This is a genomic window from Endozoicomonas sp. ONNA2, from assembly GCF_024606365.1.
Classification (GTDB): Bacteria; Pseudomonadota; Gammaproteobacteria; order Pseudomonadales; family Endozoicomonadaceae; genus Endozoicomonas.
Genome location: NZ_JAHHPO010000663.1, coordinates 1 through 5,449, shown reverse-complemented (window position 1 = coordinate 5,449; position 5,449 = coordinate 1). Strand labels below are relative to the sequence as shown.

The window sequence follows — 5,449 nt, the reverse complement described above, 5'->3', positions numbered from 1 at the left end:
ATAGTACCAGCCCAAGTAGCCAGAAATATACGATTCCATATGGCCAGCTACTTACGGGATACTCACCTGCATCTTCATCAAATCCTGACGGATTCCAACCAATCAGACTATCGTCATAAGTCGTTCATCTGTTTCAGTGCATAACTGTAAATCTATGGATAACTTATTGACAAATTCATCGTTTTTTCGAGGATTGTCGTGCCGTTCTATAAGGGTTAAATAATGATCAACCCATGGAGCGCTGCACAACACCCTTAGCCTGTTCATGTTCTCATAAAAAAGAATACTGACCAGTTTCAGGCCTCCGGCCGAGAATCGGTTAAAATACGACACCAGTTCAAGAGCAGGCTTGTATTTTGATTGGGAGCACCCTTGATAATCAGGAACAGTCGTAAGGCGGCCTGCCTTGGCTTTTCCCAGTTTGAGAAGATAACCGGCACATGAGCTATTGGACAATGATCTTGCAGCCATTAATTCCTGACGAATATCATTCATCATTTTCACCCGGGCCACTACGTTTGATGTATTTTCCCGGCTGTTATAAATGGCAATGGCCATTTCAACAAATTCAATTCCATTAGCCTCTATACTTAGTTCTGGAAATACCTTACCGGCATAATCCTGGCAATTGAAATCTAAATATTTAGCAAGACACTCTTGAAACCGGGCATTCCATAAAGACCGGCATTCAGCTAATACTTCTTGTTTAAGCACGCTCAAATAAGGATTGCCATAATCCTTTAGCGTATGAACATTTTCATCCAGCAAGCAATCAAAAAACTGTTTTTTTCCGGAAGGATACCAGCGTAGTAAATTTGAGCATCGCACCACAATCTCTTCCATGTCAGCATAATTACCATCAGACTGGACACCTCTTCTTATTAAACCTTTATAAAATGCAGACACCCAATTAAATTTACTCAACTGCCACCACACATTATGCTCATTAACAGAAGCATCACATAAAAACACCTTATTATCTTTTAGCAAAACACCTGTTTTAAAATACGGTTTTCTCGTTTTTGCCGTATCTGAATCAGTCGATAATAAACTATCTTCACTGCTGCAATAATTCCGTAAACCATCATCATTCAGTGTCCGGGCAGCAAGCAAATCTACGGCATTTGCGCCTGTCGCTTCGCTGTCCGGGAGTAGCCGCCCTGAAGTTGCCGACTTGATTTGTCTCTCTAAAACCCGTGCCACTTTACCTTGAAAATTCAGATTTATTTTTGCTTCATTCAGGCACCAATTACCACTGTTGTTCAAAGAACCAAGACAGATCATCACAGAAAAAGAACAAGGTATTTTCAGTCTTTTTAGCTTACCCTCTGAATTGCTATACACATTGTAAGTCACCGTTGATTTCAAAACACACCGACAGTCGTTGAGTTCTAAAGTATGACTGCAACCTGTATACCCTGAGCAACTCAGTTTCAACCCCATTCCATAGAAGCAGGTATATAGCTGGTTCAACAAGCCTTGCCCAAGAAGAATTTTTAAAGAATCCGACAGTTCAGCATCCTGACCATCAAGATATGAAGCCAACCTATTCTCAATATCAAGATTACTGACAGATTCATCTGCCAGATTTAAGCTTTTTTTGTAGTCTTTGGTGTTGAACTTGAGTGGTTCAGCACCATTAGAACTTGCTTTAATAATGGTTAAATCGACCCTGCCTACGTCATTCTGATACGATTCTTCATAGCTTCTCAAGCTGACTTTTTCGGTTCTCCCATTGGCCAGATAAGCCGCACAATCTCGAATGGCATCGTTATCACAAATCTCACGCGCCATTTCATGGGGAAGTGTTTGCTCAACATCATCGAGCTTACAGGAGAGGGTTACTGGAAAAAAAAACGCGGAAAAGCAAGCTTTTGCCGACGGGTCTGGGATACCGCCTCTCATGACACCCAGTGCTGAGCTGAATTCAGCACTACCCATTGGGAACCTTGCACCGGTCGGCGCTTCTCCATGATCTGACCCGGATATCCTGCCTTCTATTTCTGAACTGATACTTCCGGCAACTTGTTCTTTACAGTGCACAACCGCCCGTCGATTTTTCACATACACCGGTCCCTCAGCAGAGCTTTGACCTATAAACCGCAACCTCAAAGATTCAGTTAGCCCTACTGATTTGCCATCCTTCATGCGCCCTTCCTTGATCGGCTTCTCCCTATGGTTATCAGTTCCTGTGCCAGATCCCGGGCCAGATGTTGTGAATGGCCTGCCTGCAGTCTTTAAATTATCCATACTCAATCTCCAAGAATTCACCATACGAAGGACATCTGATGTCTTCTATATTTTTTCAAACCCATATCAGATATTGTTTGTACGGTTCATGTGTTGTTCATTCCACTCAATCAGACGTTAGCAAACTGTATTTAGTTCTATAACCCATCAAATTTTCAGGATCCCCTTTATGTCCAATATTCGTGCTTCTGTGGAAGCTCTGTTACAGCGTGTTACTGAACCCAGTGAAACCGGAGCTCTTGACTACCATGGTCTCCACGGCTTTCTGACCGCTCTGACCATCTGCCCCCCGGACCTGACCGAGCAAGTACGGAATGAGAGTATTTTTGATGGTGTGGTTGAGCTTTCAGCTGCCAGCGCCAATGAGTTGAATGAACTTATTGGCAAAATGCAAACAGCCATCGATCGGGGATTTAACGACGAAGACAAGGGCTTTTCCCTATCCTGCGAATCCGCAGGGCTGGAAGACCACGACGATGAGGCCCTTGCCAACTGGTGCACGGGTTTTATGATGGCTCACTTCCTGAATGAAGACGCCTGGTTCGAAGCCAATGAACAGGAGGTTTGTGAACTCCTGCTACCGATCATGCTAGCCTCAGGTCTGTTTGATGAAGAGCAGGAGTTTCAGGCTATCCGCAGGGATAGCCAGCTCACAGAGGATATGTGCAGCCAGATTCCCGAAGTGTTGATGGAGCTTTACCTGATCATCAACGCGCCTGAAGAGAAAAAGCCACACCAACCGGGAAAGCCGCGTGCATAGTTCGCGAAGCAGTGGCGATAATGGTTATTAACCACTTGTTTCCAAAGCCTTGACAACTATTGACCTTGACAACTACTGAATTGTCAACCCCTTGTTTTTTGGACTGCCAAGATCCCGCATGGTGTTTTCCAACTGTTGCAACCGCAGTGAGACCTGACTCTGGAAAGCACTCAGCTTCCTGGTGAGTTCTTCCTGGATTTCAGCAGAGGTTTCTATCTGCTGCCCAATACTCTCTTGTGCCGATAAAGTGTCCTTTAAGGCATCAACTTCAGCTTTCAGTGCTTCAATACGGCTGACCATATCTGAATTAGCAACCAGCTGCTCAGTGGTCACGCCCTTGATTACCTGATCCAGCTCATTCAGCTTTGAAACCGTCTGATCAGAAGATTTTTTAGCGGCTTCAAATTGTTTGACAGCAAGGTCTACTTTTTTCGTGCCCTGCTCAATCTGATCTTTGTTCTCATTAATCCACTGACGATTTCTTTTGTTAGAAACATCCCAGAGCTTGCGAATTTCAGAGTTCACCTGTTTAAGTTCTGAGCGGAAGATGGAGTCACTCTGGCTAATGGTTTCACCGGTTTGCGACACCTGGCCCGTCACCAGACCCAGTTGATCCCGGGTTGCCTGAAGCTCCTGCCTGGTATCCTTCAGGGCCTTGTGCAGCTCAGTCACTTGCCAGTAACCTCCTGCAGTTACAGCAGCCAGAAGCACAAACAGGGCACCAGAGACCAGAAAACCTGCACCACCGCTTTTATTGGTAGCAGGGGGCTTACGGGGACTTTTTAGCCCAGTGCCTGCTGAACGGTGTCTGGAAGGACGCTGATCAGCGGTTATAGATAAGTCCTGGCTTGAATGATGAATCTTGCTATCCTCTTGCATAGTCACTGCTTTCAATCAAAAACACCGTTTCACTTGTACCGTCTCCGGACTCGGTGTTCCCAGCTCCCGGGGAATAAAAGAGAACTATTGTAGAAGAAAGAAATTCAGCCCCCAACCCTTTTATTTAACGTAACAGGTTATTGTGGGCCTGAAATTTTTGCGGCATACCTCAAGATACAAAGCACATGGAATCGTAGTGGCCACAGTGCTACTATCGCCTTGCGAAAATCAGGTCTCTGAACGAAACCAATACTATTCCAACCACAGCGGGAGAACGCAAATGGCTTTTCAACTGCCTGAGTTGCCTTATGAGCGCAACGCCCTGGAACCCCATATATCCAAAGAAACCCTGGATTATCATTACGGCAAACATCACAACACTTATGTTGTCAAACTGAACGGCCTGGTTGAAGGCACTGAGCTGGAAAACCAAAGCCTGGAAGATATTATCAAGACTTCTGAAGGTGGCATCTTCAACAACGCTGCCCAGGTATGGAACCACACCTTTTACTGGAACTGCCTGAACCCAAATGGCGGTGGCAAGCCTGCCGGTGAACTGGCATCTGCTATCGACAAGGCTTTTGGCTCTTATGACGAGTTTGTTGCCAAATTCTCTGACATGGCCGTCAACAACTTTGGTTCCTCCTGGACCTGGCTGGTGAAAAACACTGACGGTTCCCTGGAAATCGTTAACACCAGCAACGCCGGTACGCCAATTACTGGCGACCAGAAGCCTTTGCTTACCTGCGATCTGTGGGAGCACGCTTACTACATTGATTACCGTAACCTGCGTCCAGACTACCTGAAGGCGTTCTGGGCCCTGGTGAACTGGGACTTCGTCTCTGCTAACCTGGCTGCTTAATCAATCATCTTGGTAGATACACGATTAAGTTGGCAATCAACACATTAAGTCGGAAATTGACAACATTTGTTGGAAATTTAACCGTTTAGGTTGGCAACCAGATCTTATTTCTAACCTATACTGTCTGTTTTCCTAACAGACAGTATTTTTATGCCAAATAAAGTTATAAAACACTCTCTTTATTCCAGATCAGAAAAACAATATCTGAGATGGCTAGAGAAAGAGCTACGCGGCACAGGTACAGGTCTTAACTACATACCCGGCTTGTATATCCATGAAGTTCCATCCTCCATAGGTAATCGAAAACGCACTGTACCAGGGATTAAATCCCAGGGACGACTTGTCCAATTAATGTCTGATCTAGAGTACAAGATTTTTAAGTTCTTAGACTTGGCAAAAAATGTACTAGATATTCGTGAGCAGTTCCCCATTGAGAGGGAAATGACTCTTTCTATTGCCGAAAAACTTAAAATCAAACATCCTGAGACAACTGATTACAACACGAAAGAAAAAATAGCTCTGTGGATAACAACTGACTTTTTAGTTGACTACAACGATGAGGAGGGTAATAAAAAGCAGGTAGCTATATATGCTCGACTTTAGAGTCTGTATAAAACGATGATTCGGTCAGCTTTCTATAATGAGCAAGCCGAAACCAGTGAACTGTTTTTCCAAGTTCGTTATTACTTCAATTTTTT

5 protein-coding genes are annotated in these 5,449 nt (G+C 44.5%); 3 read left to right on the top strand and 2 right to left on the bottom strand.

Annotation, left to right across the window (positions count from 1 at the left end; genetic code table 11):
• Window positions 1-102 precede the first annotated feature (102 nt).
• Window positions 103-2,250: a hypothetical protein gene (locus KDK14_RS11655; RefSeq protein ID WP_257265292.1), complete on the bottom strand. Its 2,148-nt coding sequence runs from the start codon at window positions 2,248-2,250 to the stop codon at window positions 103-105.
• A gap of 169 nt (window positions 2,251-2,419) precedes the next feature.
• Between KDK14_RS11655 and KDK14_RS11650 the strand changes: the two genes are divergently transcribed.
• A complete protein-coding gene (locus tag KDK14_RS11650; RefSeq protein ID WP_257265291.1) occupies window positions 2,420-3,010 on the top strand; it encodes a YecA family protein in 591 nt (196 codons plus the stop codon).
• A gap of 72 nt (window positions 3,011-3,082) precedes the next feature.
• Here KDK14_RS11650 and KDK14_RS11645 read toward each other — a convergent pair whose 3' ends face one another.
• Window positions 3,083-3,904 (bottom strand): hypothetical protein, encoded by an 822-nt coding sequence (locus KDK14_RS11645; RefSeq protein ID WP_257265290.1) that lies wholly within the window; start codon window positions 3,902-3,904, stop codon window positions 3,083-3,085.
• A gap of 265 nt (window positions 3,905-4,169) precedes the next feature.
• Between KDK14_RS11645 and sodB the strand changes: the two genes are divergently transcribed.
• Together sodB and KDK14_RS11635 are read left to right on the top strand one after the other, a co-directional pair.
• Window positions 4,170-4,751 carry a superoxide dismutase [Fe] gene (gene sodB, locus KDK14_RS11640; protein WP_257265289.1) on the top strand — a complete coding sequence of 194 codons (582 nt, stop codon included), beginning with the start codon at window positions 4,170-4,172 and terminating at the stop codon, window positions 4,749-4,751.
• A 150-nt stretch (window positions 4,752-4,901) separates the two neighbouring features.
• Window positions 4,902-5,354 (top strand): TnsA endonuclease N-terminal domain-containing protein, encoded by a 453-nt coding sequence (locus KDK14_RS11635; RefSeq protein ID WP_257265288.1) that lies wholly within the window; start codon window positions 4,902-4,904, stop codon window positions 5,352-5,354.
• Window positions 5,355-5,449: the final 95 nt, after the last annotated feature.